The sequence below is a fragment of the Kitasatospora sp. NPDC056531 genome (assembly GCF_042794375.1).
Taxonomy (GTDB): Bacteria; Actinomycetota; Actinomycetes; order Streptomycetales; family Streptomycetaceae; genus Kitasatospora.
Genome location: NZ_JBHTTU010000055.1, coordinates 24,196 through 45,292, shown reverse-complemented (window position 1 = coordinate 45,292; position 21,097 = coordinate 24,196). Strand labels below are relative to the sequence as shown.

The 21,097-nt window shown below is 71.9% G+C and carries 15 protein-coding genes and 1 pseudogene; 10 read left to right on the top strand and 6 right to left on the bottom strand.

All coding sequences use genetic code 11. The features are described from left to right. Positions 1-4: 4 nt before the first annotated feature. Together ACFQ87_RS32150 and ACFQ87_RS32145 are read right to left on the bottom strand one after the other, a co-directional pair. Positions 5-88, bottom strand: a pseudogene (locus tag ACFQ87_RS32150) (cyanate hydratase); the annotation flags it as partial. Positions 89-192: 104 nt separating this feature from the next. Then, the gene (locus ACFQ87_RS32145; RefSeq protein WP_380614391.1) at positions 193-801 is read right to left on the bottom strand and encodes a carbonic anhydrase; all 609 of its coding nucleotides are present in this window, start codon (positions 799-801) and stop codon (positions 193-195) included. A gap of 127 nt (positions 802-928) precedes the next feature. On the opposite strand from ACFQ87_RS32145, the gene cynR reads away from it, so the two are divergent. The 9 genes from cynR (at position 929) to ACFQ87_RS32100 (ending at position 14,255) form a co-directional block, all read left to right on the top strand. After that, on the top strand, positions 929-1,843 hold the full coding sequence (gene cynR / locus ACFQ87_RS32140) for a transcriptional regulator CynR (protein ID WP_380614390.1): 915 nt from the start codon (positions 929-931) through the stop codon (positions 1,841-1,843). A gap of 415 nt (positions 1,844-2,258) precedes the next feature. Continuing rightward, the gene (locus ACFQ87_RS32135; RefSeq protein WP_380614389.1) at positions 2,259-3,224 is read left to right on the top strand and encodes a hypothetical protein; all 966 of its coding nucleotides are present in this window, start codon (positions 2,259-2,261) and stop codon (positions 3,222-3,224) included. Positions 3,225-3,592: 368 nt separating this feature from the next. Continuing rightward, positions 3,593-5,746 carry a multicopper oxidase family protein gene (locus ACFQ87_RS32130; protein ID WP_380614388.1) on the top strand — a complete coding sequence of 718 codons (2,154 nt, stop codon included), beginning with the start codon at positions 3,593-3,595 and terminating at the stop codon, positions 5,744-5,746. Between the two features lie 301 nt (positions 5,747-6,047). Then, the gene (locus tag ACFQ87_RS32125; RefSeq protein WP_380614387.1) at positions 6,048-7,037 is read left to right on the top strand and encodes an alpha/beta hydrolase; all 990 of its coding nucleotides are present in this window, start codon (positions 6,048-6,050) and stop codon (positions 7,035-7,037) included. Positions 7,038-7,048: 11 nt separating this feature from the next. After that, on the top strand, positions 7,049-8,572 hold the full coding sequence (locus ACFQ87_RS32120; RefSeq protein ID WP_380614386.1) for a peptidoglycan DD-metalloendopeptidase family protein: 1,524 nt from the start codon (positions 7,049-7,051) through the stop codon (positions 8,570-8,572). A 63-nt stretch (positions 8,573-8,635) separates the two neighbouring features. Further along, entirely contained in the window at positions 8,636-10,687 is a 2,052-nt protein-coding gene (locus ACFQ87_RS32115) for a glycosyl hydrolase family 32 (protein ID WP_380614385.1), read from the top strand. A gap of 147 nt (positions 10,688-10,834) precedes the next feature. Continuing rightward, on the top strand, positions 10,835-11,599 hold the full coding sequence (locus ACFQ87_RS32110) for a serine/threonine protein kinase (protein ID WP_380614384.1): 765 nt from the start codon (positions 10,835-10,837) through the stop codon (positions 11,597-11,599). Between the two features lie 12 nt (positions 11,600-11,611). Beyond that, a complete protein-coding gene (locus ACFQ87_RS32105; protein WP_380614383.1) occupies positions 11,612-13,009 on the top strand; it encodes a serine/threonine-protein kinase in 1,398 nt (465 codons plus the stop codon). Positions 13,010-13,184: 175 nt separating this feature from the next. Next, entirely contained in the window at positions 13,185-14,255 is a 1,071-nt protein-coding gene (locus ACFQ87_RS32100) for a BTAD domain-containing putative transcriptional regulator (RefSeq protein WP_380614382.1), read from the top strand. Between the two features lie 67 nt (positions 14,256-14,322). On the opposite strand, the gene ACFQ87_RS32095 is transcribed toward ACFQ87_RS32100, so the two are convergent. The 4 genes from ACFQ87_RS32095 to ACFQ87_RS32080 all read right to left on the bottom strand — a co-directional run bounded on the left by ACFQ87_RS32095 (position 14,323) and on the right by ACFQ87_RS32080 (position 19,554). Further along, entirely contained in the window at positions 14,323-15,408 is a 1,086-nt protein-coding gene (locus ACFQ87_RS32095) for an alpha/beta hydrolase-fold protein (RefSeq protein WP_380614381.1), read from the bottom strand. A 40-nt stretch (positions 15,409-15,448) separates the two neighbouring features. Next, positions 15,449-17,923 carry a penicillin acylase family protein gene (locus ACFQ87_RS32090; RefSeq protein WP_380614380.1) on the bottom strand — a complete coding sequence of 825 codons (2,475 nt, stop codon included), beginning with the start codon at positions 17,921-17,923 and terminating at the stop codon, positions 15,449-15,451. A 218-nt stretch (positions 17,924-18,141) separates the two neighbouring features. After that, positions 18,142-18,816, bottom strand: coding sequence for a cutinase family protein (locus ACFQ87_RS32085; protein WP_380614379.1), 675 nt, complete (start codon positions 18,814-18,816; stop codon positions 18,142-18,144). A 168-nt stretch (positions 18,817-18,984) separates the two neighbouring features. Continuing rightward, the gene (locus ACFQ87_RS32080; protein WP_380614378.1) at positions 18,985-19,554 is read right to left on the bottom strand and encodes a hypothetical protein; all 570 of its coding nucleotides are present in this window, start codon (positions 19,552-19,554) and stop codon (positions 18,985-18,987) included. Positions 19,555-19,707: 153 nt separating this feature from the next. Here ACFQ87_RS32080 and ACFQ87_RS32075 point away from each other — a divergent pair, with 153 nt between their 5' ends. Then, positions 19,708-20,730, top strand: a complete 1,023-nt coding sequence (locus ACFQ87_RS32075; RefSeq protein WP_380614377.1) for an ArsR/SmtB family transcription factor — start codon at positions 19,708-19,710, stop codon at positions 20,728-20,730. Positions 20,731-21,097: the final 367 nt, after the last annotated feature.

Sequence of the window (21,097 nt, the reverse complement as noted above, 5' to 3'; positions counted from 1 at the left end):
GTCAGGTGAGGTCCTTGCGGGTTTTGGCCTCGACGGCGGCGACGGCGAGCGCCTGGCGGGTGGTGGGGTCGAACTGGGCGTGCACCATGGGAGGGTTCCTTCCGTGGGGTGACGCTTCGCGGATCGTGTGCGAAGCGTACGGGTTCATAGGGCCCCGGGCCGCGCCGACAGCGGCGGTCCGGGGAGTCGGGGTCAGGCCGCGAACGCGGCGGCGTGGTCGGCGGCGGCGCGGCCCGCGACGGTCAGGTCCTCGACGCGGCCGGTGGCGATGTCGAAGACCCAGCCGCGCAACGTGACCTTCCGCTCGGCCAGGGCGCGGGCGACGGACGGGTGGGTGGCCAGGTTCGCCAGTTGGGCGAGCACGTTCTGCCGCACCAGGGCCGGCACGTCCCCGCGGGTGGCGGTACGGGCCACCGAGGCGTCGGCGAGCCGCAGCCAGTCGGCGACCGCCGGGGCCCCGCTCAGGTCGTGGCCGTCGGCGAGGGCCGTCATCGCGCCGCAGCCGGAGTGCCCGCAGACGACGATGTCCCGCACCCCCAGTGCGGCGACGGCGTACTCGATGCTCGCCGCGACCCCGTCGGCCCCGGGGGTGTAGGCGGGCACCAGGTTGCCGGCGGTTCGGATGACGAACAGCTCGCCCGGCTCCGACCCGGTGATCAGCTCCGGCACCACCCGGGCGTCGGAGCAGCCGATGAACAGTGTGTGCGGGGTGTGGTGGGCGGCCAGGCGGGCGAAGAGCTCCTCCTTGGCCGGAAAGACGTCCCGCTGGAAACGCTCGATGCCGTTGGCGAAGTCACGCATGGGGTCACTCCCTTTCGTGGCGGCCGGGCCGGTGGGGCCTGGCGAGATCCACTGTGCATGACCTGCTTCTATAGTGTCCAAGACCTAGCAGCCATGGCATCCATTGATGCCATCTATAGTGGCCTCCATGGCTCCGGAACTGCGTCATCTGCGCTACCTGCTCACCGTGGCCGACCACGGCAACTTCACCCGCGCCGCCGAGGAGCTGCACATCTCCCAGCCGACGCTGTCCCAACAGATCAAGCAGCTCGAACGGATCCTGGGCACGCAGCTGCTGGACCGCACCGGACGCACCGTGCGCCTCACCGACGCCGGCCAGGCCTACGCTCACCACGCCCGCGGCGCGCTGCGGGACCTCGCCGCCGCCGAACGCGCGGTCCACGACGTGCAGGACCTCTCGCGCGGACAGCTGCGCTTGGCGGTCACCCCCACCTTCACGGCCTACCTGGTCGGCCCGCTCACCGCCGAACTCCACACCCGCCACCCCGGCATCACCCTGACCGTACGGGAGACCAGCCAGGACCGCATCGAAGCCGGCCTGCTGACCGACGAGTTCGACCTCGGCATCGCCTTCCAGGGCCCCCACCTGCCCGGCGTCACCGCCACCGCGCTGTTCACCGAGACCCTCACCCTCGTCACCGGCACCCACCACCCCGCCGCCGGCCAGACCGGCCCGCTACCGGTGCGGGACCTCACCGACGTCCAACTCGCGCTACTCAGCGGCGACTTCGCCACCCGCGGCCACATCGACGACTATTTCGCACTCCACCGCGTCAGCCCGCGCATCGCCGTCGAGGCCAACTCCGTCCAGGCCCTCACCGAGGTCGTCCAGCGCACCCCGCTCGCCACCGTCCTGCCCGACGCCGTCACCCACGACCACCCCCGGCTCGCCCGCATCCCGCTCGACCCGGCCCTCCCCACCCGCACCGTCACCCTCCTGCGACGCACCGACGCCTACCGGAGCGCCGCCACCCGCGCCTTCACCGACCTCATCCACGACCTCGTGCGCACCCGCGGGTACCCGCCGGCCTCGTCAACGTGACCCGGCCCTGAAGGGACCGGGCTTGGCTGCTGCGGCCCCGAGAAGGCGCTGGAGGGCCGTCACCTGCGGGTGGCGGCATTCCGGCTTTCTCAACTGTTCCCGGGCCCGCCGAGTGTCCAGCCGCTGACTGCGGCCATGGGGCCGCGCTGTCCTCGTTGCAACGCGCCGCGATTGCCCCACATTTTCCTAATTTGACAGATCGTTGCTTTTATGCTACCAGGTGACCGCCAACGGTGCCGTCTGGTGCCGTGTCGTCCCCGCGCTCCGAAGGGGAGGGCCGCGGGTCCGCTACGAGGAGAGGTGCCTCCACGATGACCGGTGACGCTCGCAAAAGCGTTGATCCCTGCGGGGACACGGCGCGCAGACGCAGATCACGGCTCCTTGCTCGTCCATTGAGGCTCCCTCATCGGGGCGCGTGGCATGTGGGGTGGGTGCGGCGGTGTGCGCGCTGCTGACCGGTGCGGGGGCACTGCCGGCCACCGCCGCGCCGGCGGCCGCCCCCCGCGTTGGTGGTGTGCGGGCAGCGGTGAGCCACACCTTCGACTTCACCGGCCACCAAGAGACTTACAACGTCCCGGCCGGGGCACTGGTGAAGATCACCGCGGACGGCGCCGGCGGCGGCGACCCGCATATCTGCTCGATCTTCTACGGTCAGCCCGGGGGAACCGGGGGGCGGGTGGTCACCACGCTGGTCACCACCGCAGCGACCACCTACACCGTCAACGTCGGGGGCACCGGCGGCCACGGCTGCGGCAGTTTCGCCGCAGGCGGGTACAACGGCGGCGGCTCGGGCGGACCCAGCGTGCCCGGCCGTGAGCACAGTGGCGGGGGTGGAGGTGGGGCATCCAGCGTCAGCGCGAACGGCGCGATGCTGGCCGTCGCGGGCGGTGGCGGCGGTGCCGGCGACGGCTCGGGACTCGCCTCCGGGGGACGCGGCGGAGACGGGGGACTGAACGCAGGCGAAGGCGACCAAGGCCACACCTTCTCCATCTTCCTCACCAACCCGGGGGGAGGTGGAAAGGGCGGCAGTACCCCCGCCCAGTCCCCCGGCACGGGAGGTGCGGGCGGCGACCTCACCCGACTTGACCGGCGCTGCGTCGCCGGAACCGGCGGGACGGGAAGCAGCTTCTCCGGTGCCACGACAGGCTTCGGCGGTGACGGGGGCCGCGGCTCACCGAATCTTTCTCCCGAGCTCTGTATCGGCGGCAGGGGCGGTGGTGGCGGCGGCGACACCACCATCCACACCGCCACCGACCCCACCACCATCCAGCACGGCGAACACGGCGAACACGGCGAACACGGCGACAACGAGCACCGCCTCATCGGCCAGAACGCTGACAGAGACACGGGATCCTGGCCCCGCCGTCCGCGGAGGGCCTGATGCGATGTGGCCGGCCCGATCAGGACGGACATGGTAGCGGGCGGGCCGGAAGCCGATGCCTCACAGGAAGTCGGCGGTGGTGGCAACCACGGGCACGCCCGGCACCGGAATGCCGACGCGCCGAGCGCACCTTCGGGGCCTTCCGGACAACTGGGCGCCCGAGCGGGTGACATCGAGGTGTCGAAGGCCGAGGCCGACGTGCCGGCAGGCCAAGTTGGCCTGGTCCGTTTACTCCATGAGGCGGTTTGCGACAGTGTTCGGGAGGTGTGGTGACGCAGAGGATGTCGGTTCCGCGACTGGGTGGCGGGGCAAGGAGGCGGGCGCGTACCGCGGCGGTCGGGTTGCTGGCGGTGTTGTCGAGTATCGCGGTGGTCGCCCCGGCGTTGGGGGCACCGCGCGTGGGCGGTGCCCTGGTCCCGCAGACGCCCCTGCCGGGGGAATGCATCCCCCAGTTCGCAACCCCGCTGCCGGTCTTCGGCCCGGCGGGGTCGACGCCGCGGGTCGATGCGGCGACCCACAGGGATCTCACCGTCGCCATGACGGAGACCGATCAGGAGGTGCTTCCGCAGGGCCGGCAGGACACCTGTGGCCTGGGGGTGACGTTCGGAAAGACCCGGGTGTGGGCTTATGAGACCTCGGACACGACCAGCAAGCAGGTCCTGGGTCCCGCGCACTGGCCGGCGGTGACGATCGAAACCGAGAGGCACACGCCGACGCGGGTCACCTACGAGAACCGGCTGCCGAGTTTCAACCCGTCAAATCCGTACGGTCCCGGGCTGGTACAGGGCCTGATGAAGGTCGATCAGACCGTTCACTGGGCCAATCCCTTGAAGACACCGGGCGCCGGAATGCCCATGAACTGCAGCGAGCCGCAGAATGCGGACAATCCGGTGTGCCAGGCCTACACCGGGCCGCAGCCCGCCACCGTGCACCTGCACGGCGCCGAGATCAGTGCCTGCTACGACGGTGGTCCGGACACGTGGTTCACGCCGAACGGCTTGAGGGGGTCGCAGTACTGTTCGGACGACAAACCCGCTCCGGGCGAGGCCGTCTACACCTATCAGAACTCCCAGGAACCCGGGACGCTGTGGTTCCACGACCACGTCCTCGGGGCGACCCGCAACAACGTCTACGGCGGACTGGCGGGCTTCTACTTCCTCAAGGACCCGAAAGAGGAGCCCAAGGGCCTCCCGAGCGGTCCCTACGAGATCGAGATGGCTCTGCAGGACCGTGTCTTCGACACCAACGGTCAACTGCTCGTCATCCCGCCGTCCAATCCGGACTACCACCCCTTCTGGGGCGTACGTGAGTTCGGAGACGTCGCGACCGTGAACGGAGCAGCCTGGCCGTACCTCCAGGTGGAGCCGAGGCGCTACCGCTTCCGCCTCCTCAACGGCGCCAACGGGCGGCGCTTCGCCCTGCACTTCGGGGGCGCTCCCGTGTACCAGATCGGCGCCGACGACGCCTACCTGGACCATCCCGTGCCGGTCAACGGCACGGCGTGCGCGGGAGGCGAATCCACGACCGAGTGCAGCGACCTGGACTTCATGCCCGGCGAGCGCGCCGACGTCATCGTGGACTTCACGAAACTGGCCGGAAAAACGATCACCGTGACCAACACGGGAACGCTCGACACGCCCCTGCCGCACATCATGCAGATCCAGGTGACCAAGCCCCTGACGGGCCGCGACGAGAGCTGCGATCCCGCTCGCTCCGTCCCGGAGGAGTGCGTCTGCGCCCGCCCGGTACCCATGGTCCACCTGACCGGCCCGGACGGCAGGCCGCGCGTCAAGGTCGACAAGGTCAGGCAGTTCGTGCTCAACGAGCTCAGCACCGCGAGCACGCAGCCAAGAGGCGGGAACATCGAGGAGTACCTCAACAACACCCTCTACGACGGGCGCGAGTCCCCCAGCATCGAGCGGGAGTTCCCGAAGGACGGCATCAGTGAGCTGCCCCAGGTGGGATCGACCGAGCTGTGGCAGTTCATCAACGCCGAGGACGTGCCGACCGCCTACCACCCGATCCACACGCACCTGGTGCAGTTCCAGATCGTCAGCCGCCAGAACATCGACTACGAGAAGTACATGAAGGCCTGGGACGGGTCCTTCCCGAGTGCCTGCAAGCCCTCCGACGTCGACTTCTGCCCGGGCTACGGTCCGCCACTGTCGTACCGGAAGCCGAACGCCGACGGGGCGGTCGGAGGGAACCCGGCGGTCAGCCCGTTCCTCACGGGGGATCCGATGCCGCCGGACCCGGGTGAATCAGGGTGGAAGGACACGGTCAAGTCGTTCCCCCATCAGGTGACCACGGTCATCGTGCGTTTCGCTCCGACCAGCGTGCCCGTCCACCGCTCCAGGCCCGGGCTCAACCTGTTCCCGTTCGATCCGACGGTCGGCCAGTACGTCTGGCACTGCCACGTCCTCGGTCACGAGGACAACGAGATGATGCGACCGTATCGAGTGGTCAGCGGTCGGAAACATGGTTGGGAAGATGAGAAGGCCGACGAGAGGAAGAAGGGGTAGGACAGGGAACACGGCGCGGGGCCTTCCCCGAGGCCGGAGATTTCGTGACTGCCCGTCAGCGGTGCTGGCGGGCAGTTTCCCTTGTCGGGAGCGGTTTCGGGCAGTTGTCGTACGAAGTCATGCCGGGCCCGGAGGCCAGGAGGGCCACCGCGCCCCGAAAAAGAACAGTCTGGGCGACCGGTCCGCTCCTGTCAGTCCGTATGGTTCCGGGTTCCGCGCCGCGCGGTGCGTGGCTACCGTCCCAACCGCTCGACACCCGGCGGTCCGGACGGCCGCCGCCACGCGCCCACAGGAGGTCACGTTGACCGCGCACCACCCCACCCGCAGGAGCATCCTCAAGTCCGCCGGCGGGCTCGGCGCCGCGCTGGCGCTGGGCACCGCGGGCTCGTTGGCGTCGGCGAAGCCCGCGGCGGCCGCCGACAACGGCTTCGGCCTGACCATCCTGGACCGCAACGAGAGCGACCCGCGGATGTGGTACTACCGCTTCCAGACCTCCGCGATCGGCTGGAACCCCGCCGTGAACGTGCTGCTGCCGGACGACTACCAGACGAGCGGCCGCACCTACCCGGTGCTGTACCTGTTCCACGGCGGCGGCACCGACCAGGACTTCATCACCTTCGACCGGATGGGCGTCCGCGACTGGACCATCGGCAAGCCGATCATCGTGGTGATGCCGGACGGCGGCCACGCCGGCTGGTACTCCAACCCGGTCAGCTCCAACGTGGGCCCGCGCAACTGGGAGGAGTTCCACATCAACCAGCTGCTGCCGTGGGTCGAGGCCAACTTCCGTACGTTCGCGGAGTACGACGGCCGCGCGGTGTCCGGCTTCTCGATGGGCGGTTTCGGCGCGCTGAAGTACGCCGCCAAGTACTACGGCCACTTCGCCTCGGTCAGCGCCCACTCCGGCCCGGCCAGCCTGCGCCGGGACGGCGGCCTGGTGGCGCACTGGGCCAACGCCTCCTCAGCCGCGCTGGACCTGGCGGGTGGCACGATCTACGGCGCGCCGTTCTGGGACCAGGCGCGGGTGAGCGCCGACAACCCGGTGGAGCGGATCGAGAGCTACCGCAACAAGCGGGTCTTCCTGGTCGCCGGCACCAGCCCCAGCCCGGTCGACTGGTTCAGCAGCGTCAACGAGCCCCAAGTCCTCGCCGGGCAGCACGAGTTCCGCGCCCTGCTCGACCAGGCCGGCATCCCGCACGACTCGCACGAGGTGGACGGCGGCCACATCATCCGGCCCGACATGATGCGGCTCGACCTCGACGGCATCATCGACCGCCTGCGCAAGGCGTGAGGAGCGCTCCGGTGTTCCCCTCCTTCTCCCGCCGCGCCTCCCGCCTGGCCCTGGCCGCGGTCGCCCTGCTGCTGCCGGTCACCGTGCCGACCGCCCCGGCCGCCGCCACCGCCCCCGCCGCGGCCGCCGGGTTCGCGGCGTCCTGCCCGGCCGCCGGCTACATCTCCCAGGGCTACACCCCGGAGCACAACGGCATCGACATCGCCAACGACTACGGCACCCCGATCTACGCGGTCGGCGACGGCCAGGTGCTGGCCTCCGGCCCGGCGCAGGGCTACGGCCAGTGGATCCGCATCCTGCACTCCGACGGGACCATCACCGAGTACGGGCACATGCGCGAGCGGGACGTGGCCACCGGCGACCACGTGACGGCCGGTCAACAGATCGCGCTGATGGGCAGCGAGGGCACCTCCAGCGGCCCGCACCTGCACCTGCGGGTCTGGGCCGACTCGAACGCGACCGTACGCACCGACCCGATCCCCTACCTGGCGGACCGCGGCATCACCATGCCCTGCACGCCGGGGACCGGCCCCCGTCCCGCCCCGCCGGTGTACCCGGCGCAGTCCGGTCGGGTGGTGTCCGCGCGTTCGGCGGACGGTCGTCTGGAGGTGTTCGCGGCCGGCGCGAACGGTATCTCGCACGCCTGGCAGACGGCCGTGAGCGGAGCCTGGTCCGACTGGGAGTCCCTGGGCGGCCCGGGCGGTGCGCAACTGGCCATCGGCCCCGACCCCGACGGCCGCCTGGAGATGTTCGCCATCAACGGCAACACCCTCCAACACCGCTACCAGCTCCAGCCCTCCGGCGCCTGGTCCAACTGGGAGACCTTCGGCGGCGGCGGCCACAACATCGCCGTCGGCGCCAACCAGGACGGCCGCCTCGAACTCTTCGCCTCCGGCCCGGTCGGCATCTTCCACAAGTACCAGACCGCACCCAACAGCGGCTGGTCCAACTGGGAAACCGCCGGCGGCGGCCCCGCCAACAGCGAGATCGGACTCGGCAAAGCCCCCGACGGCCGACTCGAAGTCTTCGCCCTCAACGGCACCACCTTCCAACACCAGTGGCAGACCGCCGTCAACGGCGCCTGGTCCACCTGGGAGACCTTCGGCGGCGGCGGCCACGACCTCACCGTCGACCACAACCAGGACGGCCGCCTCGAAGTCTTCGCCTCCGGCCCCGCCGGCATCTACCACAAGTACCAGACCAACCCCACCAGTTGGTCCGACTGGGAGGCCACCGGCGGACCCGCCGACTCCCAGCTCACCAGCCAGCCGACCGCGGACGGCCGCGTCGAGGTGTTCGCCATCAACGGCAGCACCGCGCAGCACAGTTGGCAGAGCAATCTGAACGCGCCGTACAGCCAGTGGGACACCTTCGGCGGCGCCGGCACCGAGATCGTCGCCACGGCCAACGCCGACGGCCGGATCGAGGTGTTCGGCACCAGCAGCGCCGGCGTCTACCACAAGTGGCAGACCGGCTTCTCCACCTGGTCCGACTGGGCCTGGCTCAACACCACCGCCGGACCCGCCGTCAGCTGACCAAACCGAACCAGCTGACTAGACGTCAGCAAACCTCGCCGGCAAGTCCCCTGGAGCACAGCCATGTACCCGATCAGCAGGCGTGACCTGCTGCGGGCGGCCGGAGCGGGAGCACTCGTGCTCCCGCTCGCAGGCCGTACCGCCAGCGTGGCGTCCGCCGCCACCACCGGTGCCAGCGCCCCCCACCTGTGGGTGAGCGCCGCCGGCCCGTTCGGCCAGGTCTACGACCCCTCCACCACACACCGCCGCTACCTCAACGACCACACGTTGATCCAGGCCGGCGGGCGCTGGCACCTGTTCAGCATCATCGGCGACAGTGCGCCGCCCGGGCAGGCCCCCGACAGTTCGGCCGAGGTCTCGCTCGCGCACGCCTCGGCGCCCGACCCGTCCGGGCCGTGGACCGGTCACCCGGACGCGCTGACCGTCGACACCTCCTACTTCGGGGAGGAGCACCTGTGGGCCCCGCACGTCGTCGAGTCGGACGGCGTGCACTGGATGTTCTACGCGGCGGGCGGGCGCGCCGGGGCGGCGATCAACGCCGCCACCTCCACCGACCTGTTCACCTGGACCAGGCTGCCGTCCGGGCCGCTGTTCCGCGGGAACGCCGCCCGCGACCCGATGGTGCTGCGGATCGGCGCCGAGTGGGTGATGTACTACACCGAGCTGTCCACCACCGACGGCCGGCACCAGGTCTGCTACCGGCGCTCCACCGACCTGCTGACCTGGGGCGATCCCGGCATCGCCTTCGCCGACGCGGCCACCGCCGCGGACGGCGTCTCGGTCACCGAGTCGCCCTTCGTGGTGGCCCGGGACGGCTGGTACTACCTGTTCATCGGACCGCGGAACGGCTACGAGGGCACCGACGTCCTCGCCTCCCAGGACCCGTTCCGTTTCACCCTCGACGGCTACGCCGGCCATGTGCCGGGCCACGCGGTGGAAGTGGTCACCGACGGGCAGCAGTGGTGGGCGAGCGCCGCCGGCTGGTTCCGGCACGGCCTGTACCTGGCCCCGCTGAGCTGGCAGTCCGCCCCGCCGCCCTGGCAGAGCCCGGACAACCCGGTCGCCGCCCTGGACGTGCGCGGCCGACTGAACGTGTTCGCCCTCGACGCGGCCGACCGGTCGATGCTGCGCCGGGTCCAGCTCGACCCGGACACTGACAGCTGGTCGGACTGGGAGCTGTTCGGCGGCCCGGCCGGCGCGGTGCCCGTGCTGGGCCGCGACACCGACGGCCGACTGGAGGTGTTCTCGCTCGCCCCCGGCGGTGCCAACCTGCACCACCGGTGCCAGCGGACGGACGGCACCTGGTCGGACTGGGAGGTGTTCGGGGGCCCGGCCGGCGCCGCCCCCGCCGTCGCCCGCGACGCCGACGGCCGGCTGGAGGTCTTCGCGCTCAGCCCGGGCGGCACCCTGATCGCCCGCCGCCGCCAGTGGTCGCCCGGTTCGCTCGCCTGGGACGCCTGGGACGCGGGCTTCAGCGGCCCGGTGGGCGCGCCGCCGGTCGTCGCCGCCAATGCCGACGGCCGACTGGAGGTGTTCGTGCTCGCCCCCGGCGGCGCGGCGCTGCTGCACCGCTGGCAGACCTCGCCCGGCGGCGCCTGGTCCGCCTGGGAGCGCTTCGGCACCCCCGCCGGTGCCGCACCGCGGGTGGCCCGCGACGGCACCGGACGGCTGTACGTCACCGCGATCGCCCCGTCCGGCACGGCGGCCTTCCAGCGCCGTCAGTCGGTGCCCAGCGGAGGCTGGGACAGCTGGCAGCCGCTGCTGGGCTGGTCCACGGCCGCGCCGCTGCCGATCCCCGGCGCGGACGGCCGGCTGGAGGCGCTCGCCCTCGCCCCCGGCGGCGACCGGCTCGCCCACCGCTGGCAGTCGGCGCCCGCCGGGGCCTGGGCGCCGGACGGCGTGCTCGGCGAGGACTTCGGCGAACCGGGTCCGGCGCTCGCCGCGCCGCCGTCGGCCGCGGCCGACCCCACCGGACGGCTGCACGTCTTCGCGGTGGCCGAGGACGGCCGGCTGCGCACCCGCGTTCAGGAGCGGCCCGGCGGCGGCTGGCGGCCGTGGGCCGCCTTCGGCGACCGCCCGGTGGCGCCACTGCCCTCGGGGGTGCCGATGCCCTGAGAGCCCGTCCGCCCGCTCCCCCGTTCCCCCGTCACGTGGCGTGCACCACCGTACGGTTTATTGTCATGCCCAAAGAGGTAACGTTCGTCCGTCAGGGGGAACGGTCGGCATGCGAAACGGGACAGCGGTGCGCGGGACGGGGGAACGGTGAGCGGCATTCTCGTCCACCTGCCGGAGGGGAACGGCGACGACGCGGTGACCTTGCGGCTCGGTCCGGGAGAGCGGGCGCGCTTCGGCCGCGGCTCCGTCGGCACGCCGGTGGAGCTGCGCCTCGGCGACGAGACGGTCTCCCGGTTGGCCGGCGAGATCCACGCGACCGACGACCACTGGCAGTTGAGCAACCTCAGCAACACCCACGCCTACCTGGTGGAGAACCCGGAGGGCGCCGGCGAGTACCTGCGGGTGCCGCCGCGGCGGATCGGCGCGCCGATCCCCTTCGAGTTCTCCCGGGTGGTGCTGCCCTCGCGGCGTGAAACCCCGCTGTCCTTCCAGGTGTTCGCGCCCGACCACGTCTACCTGGACCCGCACGCCCGCGGCGGCTCCTGGGAGAGCCGCACCATGACGGCGTACTCGCTGGACGAGACCGCCACCTACTTCCTGGTCCTGGTCGCGCTCTGCGAACCGTGGCTGCGCGACCACTCCCCCGCCGCCGTACCCACCACCCCCCAGGTGGTTGCACGGCTCCGCACCCACCCCGCCTGCGCCCGGCTCACCGCCCGCGCGGTCAGCTCGCACCTCGACTACCTGGCCGATGAGAAGCTCCGCATCGACCTGCCCGACGGCGCGGGCCGCGCAGACCGGCGCAACGGCAAGCGCGAGGCCGTCGTCGGACTCGCCCTGAAGTTCGGCATCGTTCGCGAGGAGCACCTCGCGCTCCTGCCGCGCCCCGAAGCGGCCGAGCCCGGCCGGTAAGGAGGGGCCTCGATGGTGCACGACCTGGCCTTTGGCGGGGACGGCGACGACCTGCTGCCGCCCGGCCACCGGGTCGGCGGGTGGACCGTCACCGGGCTCATCGGTGAAGGCGGCTGGGCGACCGTCTATGCCGCCCGCCGGGCGGAGGACACGGGCGACTCGGGCGGCTCGGACAGTTCGGACGGTCCGGATGGTTCGGACGACACGGCCAGTGGGGACGACACGGTCGCCCTCAAGGTACTGCCGACCGCCGGACTCGCCCCCCGCCAGGCCCGCCAGGTCGCCGAAGCCGCCCGCCGCGAAGCCGAGTTGGCCCGCACCGCCCCGCACCCCCGGCTGGTCCGCCTGCTCGACACCCTCGTCCTGGCCGCCCCCGACCACCCCGCGCTCGACGGCGCGATCGTCCTGGTCATGGAACGCGCCCGGTGCACCCTGCGCGACCTGCTCGCCACCGGCGTCGACGAGGCCCGGGGCGGCCGGATCGTCGCCGGCATCTGCGAGGGCCTGGCCCATCTGCACCGCTCCGGCTGGGTCCACACCGATCTGAAACCCGAGAACGTCCTCATCGGCCGGGACGGCGAGGTCCGACTCTCCGACTTCGGCCTCGCCATCGAACTCACCGGCACCCACGGCCACTCCGCCCCCATGGGCACCCCCGACTACCTCCCGCCGGAGCGCTGGAAGGCGCCGCTCGGCGAACACGGCGTCAAGATCCGCACCACCGCCGACATCTGGGCGCTCGGCGTGGTGATCCACGAGGTGTTCGCCGCCGGCGTCCCGCCCTTCCCCGGCGCCACCCCCACCGCCCGCAGCGCCGCCGCCCAGCAGTACGCGGAAGGTCGCGCCGCGCTGCGCCTGGCCCCAGCCGTCCCCCCGTTCTGGCGCGCGCTCGCCGCCGACTGCCTCGCCCCCACCCACGCCGCCCGCGCCCCGCACACCGCCGAGAGCCTGCTCGCCCGCATCGGCGCCCACCAGTCCGGGCGCCGGCCCCGCCGCCCCCGCCGCCCACGACCGCGCACCGCGCTGCTCGCCCTCGCCACCTGTGCCACGGCCGCCGCCACCGCCGCCGCGCTCTGGCCACACCCCGACCCGCCCGCGCACTCCGCCCGCATCAGGGTCTTCAACGCCGAACGCGACTGCCAGGACCGCACCGACCGCGACCCCGAGTGCAGCCTCGGCCTCGCCGTCGACCCCCAGCGCCCCTACACCGCCGGGAACGTCATCCCCACCCGCGTCTGGAACGACGACACCCTGGACGCCGACTGCCAACTCCCCACCGGCCTGCCCATCATCAACGAGGAGGACGTCAGCTCGACCATCTGGTACCGCGTCCACCTGCCCGGCCCCACCACCGCCTGGCTCCCCGCCGTCCGCACCAAGGACCGCCCCGGCCTCGCCCGCTGCCCCTGACCACCACGGGGACCTGCGCAGCTCAACCGGGTGGTGATCACCCGCGTGCGCCGGTCCGGCGCGAACCGTCGCGCGCGCTCCTCCGGATCGTTCCGGATTCCTCGCCCGACGCTCCCCTTACTACCGTGTCGACGGCCTCCGCCAGACCGGCCGGCCCAGAGTCCAGGGAGCAGCGATGCCGACGACCGCCACCACCAGCCGGCCGAGCGCCGCCGCGCTCGGGCAGCACGAGCGCGAGGTGCTCCACGCGGTCGGCTGCGGCCTGAGAGACGACGAGATCGCCGCCGCCCTCGCCGTCCCCGAGGACGCCGTGGCCGGACACCTCGCGCGGATCCTCGTGAAACTCGGGCTGCGCGACCGGGCCGCCGCGATCGTCCACGCCTTCGACTGCGGACTGGTCGCCCCCGGCTGCGGCCCCCGCACGCAGGTGGTGAGCCCGGTGCCGCGCAGCGCCGCCGGCCGAGCGGCCACACCGAAGGTGCGGATCTCCGTGCTCGGACCGCTGCGGGCATGGCAGGACGGGCGGCCGTTGGACCTGGGGCACCTGCGCCAGCAGGCCGTACTGGCAGCGCTGGCGCTGCGCGCGGGACGGACCGTCAGCCAGCCGGAACTGCTCGACGGGGTGTGGGGGTCGGAGCCGCCGGTAACGAACGTGGTGCCCGTCCACATCTACCGGCTGCGCAAGACCCTGCGCATCGGGGACAGCCCGGACTCGGTGATCGAGCACGACCGGTGTGGCTACCGTCTGGTCTCCGGCGCGGCCGAAGTGGACCTGACGCGCATGGAGAGCCTGGTCACCGACGCCGGGACGGCCCATCGGGCGGGCGAACCGGCCGAGGCGGTCCGCCTCTGTTCCCAGGCGCTGGAGCTGTTTCGCGGGGAGCTCCTGGCCGGCCTGCCCGGCCCGCTCGCCGAGCTGGAGCGGCTGCGGCTCGCCGAGCGCAGGATCACCGTCGCACAGCGGAAGGTGGAGTGGCAGCTGGGGCTGGGCCGGTGCTCCGAGGCGATCGCCGAGCTGATCGCCTTGTCCGCGGAACACCCCCTGAACGAGCCGCTGGCCGCGCTGCTGATGCGTGCGCTGTACCGCAGTGGCCGACAGGCCGACGCACTGGCCGTGTTCGACCGTGCCCGCCGCCGGCTGGCCGACGACCTGGGGGTTTCGCCGAGTCGGATGCTGCGGCTGACGTGCCAGATGATCCTGCGCGGGGACGAGGCCGGCCTCGGCCTCACCGGAGCCGCGCGCTGACCGGCCCGACGAACGCCGCGGGCTCCACCGGGGCGGTGCCCGGTGGAGCCCTGGCGGTCGCGCACGGTCAGGAGGCGAGGGCCCGTTCCAGACGGGGGATCAGGTCCCGGAGGTCCTGTTCCCAACAGCCGCCGTTGTGGCCGCCGTTGCACTGGGTGCCCCAGGCGGAGCCGTCGCCGTAGTCGACGTAGTAGTAGGGCATGCCCAGGGCGTCCATGTGGTCCTTGACGTGCTTGGACGCGCCTTCGAGCCAGAACTCCAGATCGGTGGGCACGCCGCGTCCGTTGCCCACGTAGATGGAGACCCCGACGCCGGCGAGCTTGTCCATGTGCTGGGACGGGTCGGCCGCGTTCCACCGCCAGTCCGCGTTGAACACCGGGTAGGGCGTGCCGAACAGGGCGTCACTGTCCACGCCCGGCTTGTAGGGGTCGTTCGCGGGGTCGCAGAATCCGGACGCCGAGCCGCAGATCACGCCCTGGCCGTCGATGAGGGAGGCGACGACGGCCAGTCGCAGGTCCATGGAGTCGGCCGACAGGTCGATGTCTCCGGACAGGGACGCGGTCTGGCTGAACAGGTCAGGGCGGTCCTGGGCGTAATGGAGGGCCCCGAACCCGCCCATGGAGACGCCCGCGACGGCCCTGGCCTTCTTGGTGGCGATGGTGCGCAGGTTCGCGTCGATGAACGGGATCACCTGCTTGAGGTGGAAGTTCTCCCAGTTCTGGGCGCCGAGCTGGGTGTTCTGGTTGAGCCAGTTGGCGTACCAGCCCCGGGCGCCGCCGTCCGGGATGACGGTGATCATCGCGTTGGAGGCGGTCAGCGCCGGGTAGTTCTGCTGGACGGGGTCGTCGGGCGAGCCGTGCAGGAAGTACAGCACCGGGTAGCGCCTGGTGGGGTCGTCGTAGTAGCCGCTCGGCAGGATGATCTTGATGTGGTGCTTGCCGGTGACCTCGGGTGTGGTCACGGTGAGGTAGAAGTTGGTGGCTCCGCCCACGGCCGGGTCGACCTGGGTCAGGCCGAAGCCGTCCGCCATCCTCGGCGGCGCCCCGGTGCCGGCGGCCTGGGCCGGACCGGCCGTCGTGGCCGTCGCCACGATCCCGACGACGGCGGCCAGCAGGGCAACCACCGTTCGCCAGCGGCGCGATGTCCTCTTCATGGTGTTCCCCCTCGTGAGCGTCGTCGTGTGCGGCGCGGCCTCAGTCAAGGACCTTGACCTCCAGGACCGGTGAGGCGGCGATCTGGTCCTCGGTGTAACGTTCCGTCACCCACTGGCCGGCCGAGAACAACTTGGTCTGGTCGGCGTAGTGCGGCGAGTTGGGGTTGGCGGACTGGGAGTAGGCCAGCACCGAGGAGGTCTGCGGCGGGCCGTCGGCGGTGAACCGCGTCTCCTGGATGAAGCTGGAGCCGAAGGTGATGTCGAACTTGCCGTCGACCAGGCCGGGCGTGACCACGTTCAGCACGCCCAGGTCGTGGAGCGAGCCGTGGATCGGGATCTGCTCGCCGTTGCGGGTGACCTTCTGGACGTCCGACAGCCGCGCGTTCAGCGGGATGCCCGCGTTGCGCAGCGCGAGGACGGCCCGGGCGAGCGAGTTGCGGACGTTGTCGTTCCCGGCGTCCAGCGAGTTGGGCGTGTGCACCGGGTCCTTGGGGTCGAAGGGGACCCGCCACGGCAGCTTCTCGATCGCCTGCCCGCCGGTCAGGTTGAACCAGAAGTTCTCGAACAGCCAGGAACCCCGGCTGTCCGAGGTGTACTTGTGGTTCCAGGCGGCCAGGATCGGACACGCCTCACTGATGTTGACCAGGTTGCCGTCCACCAGGACGAGCCCGAACGGCGCGCCCTGGCAGGCGCTCACCGTGGCGTTGAGGGCCAGGTCGGCCGCCCTGCTGTTGTCGGCGAACAGCAGCTGCTGCATGTTCTCCGGTGTGAAGCCCCGGCCCGGCAGGCCGTCGGTGCCGTTGATCCGGTTCTGCGCGGTCAGGATCAGCTCCTGGGTGCGCAGCGAGCGGGGCGCCGCGCTGTCGCCCATCACCCGGGGGAAGGACAGTGGCTGCTCGGGGTTGGCCAGCCAGGCGCTGTCGTTGGCGTTGCCCACGAAGTCGGAGCGGATCAGGCGCGGCTGTTTGTGCGGGTCCAGCAGTCCCGGCGCGACCGCGTTCGGGTCGTTCGGCCAGTCGCACTCGCTGCGCTTGCCGTCGAAGATGGAGATCGGCGGCACGTTGGGCAGCCGCAGCTGCTGGTTGAACAGCACCTGGCCGGTCAGGGTGAGGCAGGACTGCGCGTGGGCGTCGGTGATGTTCGGGGTGGCCTGGATGTCCGCGTACAGCGCGTTGCCCTTGCGGTCGGAGGCGACGGTGTTGAAGAAGGGCACGCCCTCGGTGGTCTCCAGGGTGTTCACCACCTCGTTGACGTCCTTGGCCTGGTCGAGGTGGAACCAGGTGTTCAACGCCCGCAGGTTGTCCATGTTCACGTCGCGTACCGCGTGCGCGCTCACCACCCAGGGCAGTGGGACGCCCTGCATCGACGTGGTGATCGGGCCGTAGCGGGTGGACCACAGCGTCCTGGTGACCCTGCCGACGGAGCCGTCCGGGTTCAGCACGTCCACACCGACCTGCTGAGAGGTCATCGGCTGCCAGGCGCCGTCCACCAGGTAGTTGGTCGGGTGCAACGGGTCCACCTGCACGTCGAACAGTCCGAACGGGGCCACCGTGGCGACGGTGTGGCTCCAGGCGACGTCGTCGTTGTGCCCGATGTTCACGGCGGGAAGGCCGAGCAGGCTGGCCCCGGAGACGTTGAAGCGCCCCGGGATGGTCAGTTGGGCCTGCCACATCCGGTTCTTGCCCTGCCAGGGGAAGTGCGGGTTGGCCAGCAGCATGCCGGTGCCCCCGGACACCCCCTGGGAGCCGACCGCCAGGGCGTTGCTGCCCATGCTGCCCTGTTGCCGGGCGGCGGCCATCGCCTCGCGGATCCGGTTGCCGGTCTCCTCGGGAGAGAGCTGCGGCACCGCGGCGGCCGGCTGGGCGGCAACTGATGCCCCCGGGGGCGCGGCGTTCACCTCACCGTCCAGCAGCGGATCGGCGGCGCCCATGATGATCTCGGCGTGCGCGTGCCGGTAGACGTCCAGTTCGGTGATCGGCCGCACCCAGGCCGCGCCGCGGCAGGCCGGGTCGGAGATGTTGTTGACGCCGGTCTCGGCCAGGTACCGGTTGTAGCCCTGGACGTAGCCGCGGATGGCCTCCTTGACCTCCGGCTCCGGCCCCTTGGGCGCGGGCTGGTCGATCAGTCCCTCCACCACCCTGTTGTCGTTGATCCGCTGGAAGTACAGGTCGCTGTTGAGGTTGGTGGTGCTGTTCTGGTTCTGGCCGGGGCTCGCCTTGCCGCCCGGGCCCAGGTAGCGGGACCGCTGGGCGTTGACCATCAGGTAGGTGTCGGCCAGGGTGCAGATGTTGTCCTTGGCCGCGGCGTATCCGTAGCCCTCCCCCAGCCCCTCCAGGGTGGGGGCGGTGATGTGCGGGATCCCGTATTCGGTGTAGCGGATCGTCGGTTTGTCCGGTACTGCCACGGCGGCCGCCGGTCCGCCGGCCGGTGTTCCGGTGGCCGCCGTCGTGCCGATCAACGCCGCCGCGGCCATGACCGCCACCGGCAGCCTCGCTTTGAGTCCCCTCCGCGCCATCGGGCCGTCCTTTCCAGCAGTCCGAGGGTTTTTGTCCGTGCGCGGTCACGCTAGGGAGGGTCGATGACATCCCGATGACGGGGCGGCACCCCCGCGACCGCCCCGGGCCGCACAGCAGCCGCACAGCAGATCACCACCTGTCGGTGCCCGGACGTACCCCGGGCACTGACAGGTGGTGAGGGAGTCGGCTCCGGACCCGGCCGACGAGTGCTCCGCGACTACCAGCTCGCCGGGTACCAGGCGCCGTTATACCACTGCTCGTTGGCGCTGTCGTTGTGGTGGTCCATGTTGAAGTCTTCGGGGTAGTTCTTGACGTGGTTGTTCGGGTAGGTCCAGATGCCGGCGGACTCGTCGCAGACGTAGTCCCAGTGGCAGATCGTCTTGACGGGCACGTTGCCGAAGAACTTGTCCGCGCCGGCGAGCGGAGCGCCGATGATGCCGCCGAACGGCACGGCTCCGCCGTTGGCCCCGGGAGGACCCTGGCGCTTGGGGTCCGCGATGAGGATGGCGTTGACGTTGCCGAAGGTCTGCCAGTTCTCGGTGACCCAGGTGTGCACCACCCCGGCTCCCAGGGAGTACCCGGCCATCTTGACGTGCTGGTCCGGGCAGGCGGCGCGCTGGTCGCGGACCAGGCGGTTCAGCTCGTTGACGCCCGCCCGCGCGCTCGCGCCGTTGGGGATCTGGGTGGGGTACCCGACGTGCTGCTGGATGTTGCCGGAGAACCCGTCGTTGTTCCAGGAGCTCCCGGTGCCCCCGACGACGATCGTGTAGGTGCCCTCGCACGGGGCGGCCACTCGTGCGGTGGCCCCCTGTGCCGTGGCCCCCTGTGCCACCGTCAGTCCGACCGTCAGCAGGAGTCCGGCCGACGCGGCCGCGATCCTTCGTACTCGCATTGCGATCCTTCCCACGCAGTCGGCCTACGCGTCCGCACTCCGACGCGGTACGCGCTCGGCCGAGGTCACCGGACGACAGTGGCAGCGGCCGATGACATCCCGATGAAGTCCACCGTCCGACCACCGGACCCGCCCGCACCCCCGGCGCGGGCGGACCCCGGTGGCCGGTCAGGCGAGGGTCTCGCAGAGGTTCTCCACCCGGTGCTGGACCAGCACCTCGACCTGGTGGTCCGGGTGCACCAGCAGTACCGCGCCGCCGCTGAACAGGTAGGCGCCGGCCGCGAGGTACGGGTTGCCGGGGTGGACCCGGGCGGAGATGTGCGAGGACCTCGGGACGTCCCACAGCGTGCTGCCGTCCGGCCCGCGGTACTCGGTGGCCCGGCCGCTCTGGTCGCGGTCGACGTGGGCGCCGGTGTCCACGTTGGTGTAGCGCAGGATCAGCGGACCGCGCCAGAGCACCCTCTCGGGTGAGCCGTCGGGGTAGCGGGTGACGGTCTTGGTCTCCTCCTGGTCGAGCAGGTCGGTGATGTACAGGTGGAACGGGCAGACCGTCCCGGCGGGCGCGTCGGTGTCCTGGCCGTGGTACGGCTGCCAGCCGCCGCCGTCGCCGGTCTGCACGGCCTGCGCGGCCTGCGCGGCCTGCGCGGCCTGCGCGGCCGGGGCGACCGGCAGGAGGACGGCCGCCGCCACAGCCGCGGCGAGGGCGGCCGGTCGGGTGAGGTACGCGGGCATGCGCATGGAAGCCTCCTGGGAGCCGGGTCGGGACCGAACAACCGCTCGGCAGCCCACTGCCGCCGCGGCCGTGCACTGGGTATCGTCGGACTGCGGCGGCACCGGCGCGATGCTTTCGGCCTGAGCCGAAAGCCCGGGCGCGCGCGTGGGGGGCGGGGCATGGTACTGCGGATCCACTTCACGGCCGAGGACCTGCTCGGCACCCGGTTCGCGGACGGGCCGGCGCCGCTGATGGAACTCGAACTGGCCGTCGCCATGCTGCAACGGCGCGATGTGGGCCCGGCGTTCGCCCGCCGGCACCGCTTGCTCGGTGCCACGGCCGCGCGGTCCGTCGCGCCGCTGAGCGAGCTGGTCCCGGCGAGCGGCGCGGGGCCGTTCTTCCTCGATCCGCTCAGCATCGACCTGGCGCAGGGGCTGGAGTCGGTGCGCTCCTCCACCAACACGCTGGTGCGCAGGGAGCTCGATCGCGTCTGCCGCAACGGGCTGCCCGTCACCCCACTGATGCGGGGCCTGGCGAGCGAGGACCGGCAGGCCTGGCAGTACCTGGAGGGCAGCCTGCGCGCCGCCCACGCCGCGCTGATCGAAACGGTCTGGCCGCGGCTGCGCGCCGGCTTCGACACCGACGTCGCCTGGCGCGGGCAGGTGCAGCGCGAGCAGGGGCTGCGCGGCATGCTGGCCGGCCTCCATCCGGGCAGCCGATGGCGCGGCAGCACGCTGGAGATCGCGGTCGCCAAGCAGCGGGAGTACCGCCTGGAGGGCGGTGGCGTTCTGCTGCTGCCGTCCGCGCAGTGGACCGGCGAGCCGCTGTGCGGCCCGCTGCCGGACGGATCGCTGCTGCTGGTGTACCCGGCGCTCACCCCGCTTCCCTACCTCGTCGAGGAGGCGCCCGCACCGGGAGCGGACCCGGACGAGCCGGTGGCAGCCCTGCTCGGCCGGACCCGGTCCGCGGTCCTGCGGCTGACACTGCGCGAGCCGACCACCAGCCAGCTCGCCCGGGAACTGGGCATCTCGGTGGCCAGCGCCTCCGAGCACGCCCGGGCACTGCGGCGGGCCGGGCTGGTCAGCACGGCGCGGGCCGGCCGGGCGGTGCGGCACAGCTGCACGCTGCTCGGCCATCGGCTGCTCTCCGCGGCGCAGGCTCCGGCACCGCAGCTCGCCCCGTCCACGCAGGGTCGGCGGTGAGCCGACGGGTCGACACACCGGGCTGCGGGTGGCCCTGCGGTGAAATCCCCGCTGGCGGCGGAGGGTTGATACCCCCAAACCTCGAAAGAGACGTTCTCACGGTCGGGCCCGAATGATAATGCACATGTCGAGTGCGCCCGGCATCCGGACCGGGTTCGGATGCGTCGGGGCCGGGTTCACGGGTAGCCGGAAGGGAACGGGTGTGTCGTTTCTCAGGGACGGGCACGGGCGGGAGGTCAGTCGGCGCGGGTTCATCGGGGCGGCGGCCCTGGTGGGCGCCGGTGCGGCGTTCGGACCGGTCGCGGCGGCCGCGGACGCCGAGCGGACGGACGCGCAAGGTGAACGGCGGCCGAGAGAGATGTGCTCT

Excerpts from the sequence above, each read along its gene's own strand:
- ACFQ87_RS32145 (WP_380614391.1), bottom strand. The coding sequence starts at position 801 with ATGCGTGACTTCGCCAACGGCATCGAGCGTTTCCAGCGGGACGTCTTT.
- ACFQ87_RS32085 (WP_380614379.1), bottom strand. The coding sequence starts at position 18,816 with ATGCGAGTACGAAGGATCGCGGCCGCGTCGGCCGGACTCCTGCTGACG.
- ACFQ87_RS32105 (WP_380614383.1), top strand. The coding sequence starts at position 11,612 with ATGGTGCACGACCTGGCCTTTGGCGGGGACGGCGACGACCTGCTGCCG.
- ACFQ87_RS32095 (WP_380614381.1), bottom strand. The coding sequence starts at position 15,408 with ATGAAGAGGACATCGCGCCGCTGGCGAACGGTGGTTGCCCTGCTGGCC.
- ACFQ87_RS32080 (WP_380614378.1), bottom strand. The coding sequence starts at position 19,554 with ATGCGCATGCCCGCGTACCTCACCCGACCGGCCGCCCTCGCCGCGGCT.
- ACFQ87_RS32115 (WP_380614385.1), top strand. The coding sequence starts at position 8,636 with ATGTACCCGATCAGCAGGCGTGACCTGCTGCGGGCGGCCGGAGCGGGA.
- ACFQ87_RS32090 (WP_380614380.1), bottom strand. The coding sequence starts at position 17,923 with ATGGCGCGGAGGGGACTCAAAGCGAGGCTGCCGGTGGCGGTCATGGCC.
- ACFQ87_RS32100 (WP_380614382.1), top strand. The coding sequence starts at position 13,185 with ATGCCGACGACCGCCACCACCAGCCGGCCGAGCGCCGCCGCGCTCGGG.
- ACFQ87_RS32075 (WP_380614377.1), top strand. The coding sequence starts at position 19,708 with ATGGTACTGCGGATCCACTTCACGGCCGAGGACCTGCTCGGCACCCGG.
- cynR (WP_380614390.1), top strand. The coding sequence starts at position 929 with ATGGCTCCGGAACTGCGTCATCTGCGCTACCTGCTCACCGTGGCCGAC.